This window comes from Streptomyces sp. NPDC059169, from assembly GCF_042755225.1.
In the GTDB taxonomy this organism is placed as follows: Bacteria; Actinomycetota; Actinomycetes; order Streptomycetales; family Streptomycetaceae; genus Streptomyces.
In genome coordinates, this window is the sequence record NZ_JBHZCF010000050.1 from 1 (window position 1) to 2,697 (window position 2,697).

Here is a 2,697-nt window from a genome sequence, read left to right on the forward strand (position 1 = left end):
AGTTATTCCCAAGTAGCACGGGGCCCGAGAAATCCCGTGTGAATCTGGCGGGACCACCCGCTAAGCCTAAATATTCCCTGGTGACCGATAGCGGATAGTACCGTGAGGGAATGGTGAAAAGTACCGCGGGAGCGGAGTGAAATAGTACCTGAAACCGTGTGCCTACAAGCCGTGGGAGCGTCGCACAGAGACTTGTCTCTGTGTCGTGACTGCGTGCCTTTTGAAGAATGAGCCTGCGAGTTAGCGGTGTGTAGCGAGGTTAACCCGTGTGGGGAAGCCGTAGCGAAAGCGAGTCCGAAGAGGGCGTTTGAGTTGCACGCTCTAGACCCGAAGCGGAGTGATCTAGCCATGGGCAGGTTGAAGCGGAGGTAAGACTTCGTGGAGGACCGAACCCACCAGGGTTGAAAACCTGGGGGATGACCTGTGGTTAGGGGTGAAAGGCCAATCAAACTCCGTGATAGCTGGTTCTCCCCGAAATGCATTTAGGTGCAGCGTCGTGTGTTTCTTGCCGGAGGTAGAGCACTGGATAGGCGATGGGCCCTACCGGGTTACTGACCTTAGCCAAACTCCGAATGCCGGTAAGTGAGAGCGCGGCAGTGAGACTGTGGGGGATAAGCTCCATGGTCGAGAGGGAAACAGCCCAGAGCATCGACTAAGGCCCCTAAGCGTACGCTAAGTGGGAAAGGATGTGGAGTCGCAGAGACAACCAGGAGGTTGGCTTAGAAGCAGCCATCCTTGAAAGAGTGCGTAATAGCTCACTGGTCAAGTGATTCCGCGCCGACAATGTAGCGGGGCTCAAGCGTACCGCCGAAGTCGTGTCATTGCAGTATGTACCCCCAACGGGGACTGTGATGGGTAGGGGAGCGTCGTGTGCCGGGTGAAGCAGCCGCGGAAGCGAGTTGTGGACGGTTCACGAGTGAGAATGCAGGCATGAGTAGCGATACACACGTGGGAAACGTGTGCGCCGATTGACTAAGGGTTCCTGGGTCAAGCTGATCTGCCCAGGGTAAGTCGGGACCTAAGGCGAGGCCGACAGGCGTAGTCGATGGACAACCGGTTGATATTCCGGTACCCGCTTTGAAACGCCCAATATCGAGCCCATTAATGCTAAGGCCGTGAAACCGCCGGGTGCGTCTTCGGACAATCTCGGAGTGGTGGAGCCGCTGATCCAAGGTGGTAGTAGGTAAGCGATGGGGTGACGCAGGAAGGTAGTCCAGCCCGGGCGGTGGTTGTCCCGGGGTAAGGGTGTAGGACGCAAGGTAGGTAAATCCGTCTTGTGTGAGTCTGAGACCTGATGCCGAGCCGATTGTGGCGAAGTGGATGATCCTATGCTGTCGAGAAAAGCCTCTAGCGAGTTTCATGGCGGCCCGTACCCTAAACCGACTCAGGTGGTCAGGTAGAGAATACCGAGGCGTTCGGGTGAACTATGGTTAAGGAACTCGGCAAAATGCCCCCGTAACTTCGGGAGAAGGGGGGCCATGTCTGGTGATGGGATTTTCTCCTTGAGCTGGGTGTGGCCGCAGAGACCAGCGAGAAGCGACTGTTTACTAAAAACACAGGTCCGTGCGAAGCCGTAAGGCGATGTATACGGACTGACGCCTGCCCGGTGCTGGAACGTTAAGGGGACCGGTTAGCTTGGATTCGTTCAGGCGAAGCTGAGAACTTAAGCGCCAGTAAACGGCGGTGGTAACTATAACCATCCTAAGGTAGCGAAATTCCTTGTCGGGTAAGTTCCGACCTGCACGAATGGCGTAACGACTTCTCGACTGTCTCAACCATAGGCCCGGTGAAATTGCACTACGAGTAAAGATGCTCGTTTCGCGCAGCAGGACGGAAAGACCCCGGGACCTTTACTACAGTTTGATATTGGTGTTCGGTTCGGCTTGTGTAGGATAGGTGGGAGACTGTGAAGCTTGGACGCCAGTTCAGGTGGAGTCGTCGTTGAAATACCACTCTGGTCGTGCTGGATGTCTAACCTGGGTCCGTGATCCGGATCAGGGACAGTGTCTGATGGGTAGTTTAACTGGGGCGGTTGCCTCCTAAAGGGTAACGGAGGCGCCCAAAGGTTCCCTCAGCCTGGTTGGTAATCAGGTGTTGAGTGTAAGTGCACAAGGGAGCTTGACTGTGAGACCGACGGGTCGAGCAGGGACGAAAGTCGGGACTAGTGATCCGGCGGTGGCTTGTGGAAGCGCCGTCGCTCAACGGATAAAAGGTACCCCGGGGATAACAGGCTGATCTTCCCCAAGAGTCCATATCGACGGGATGGTTTGGCACCTCGATGTCGGCTCGTCGCATCCTGGGGCTGGAGTCGGTCCCAAGGGTTGGGCTGTTCGCCCATTAAAGCGGTACGCGAGCTGGGTTTAGAACGTCGTGAGACAGTTCGGTCCCTATCCGCTGTGCGCGTAGGAGTCTTGAGAAGGGCTGTCCCTAGTACGAGAGGACCGGGACGGACGAACCTCTGGTGTGCCAGTTGTTCTGCCAAGGGCATGGCTGGTTGGCTACGTTCGGGAGGGATAACCGCTGAAAGCATCTAAGCGGGAAGCCTGCTTCGAGATGAGGACTCCCACCCACTTGATGGGGTAAGGCTCCCAGTAGACGACTGGGTTGATAGGCCGGATATGGAAGCCAGGTAACTGGTGGAGTTGACCGGTACTAATAGGCCGAGGGCTTGTCCTCAGTTGCTCGCGTCCACTGTGT

Annotated in this window: 1 rRNA gene; it reads left to right on the top strand. The window is 56.3% G+C overall.

The features are described 5' to 3' along the window. Positions 1–2,676: ribosomal RNA gene (locus ACFXOM_RS35525) — 23S ribosomal RNA — on the top strand; the annotation flags it as partial. Positions 2,677–2,697 lie beyond the last annotated feature (21 nt).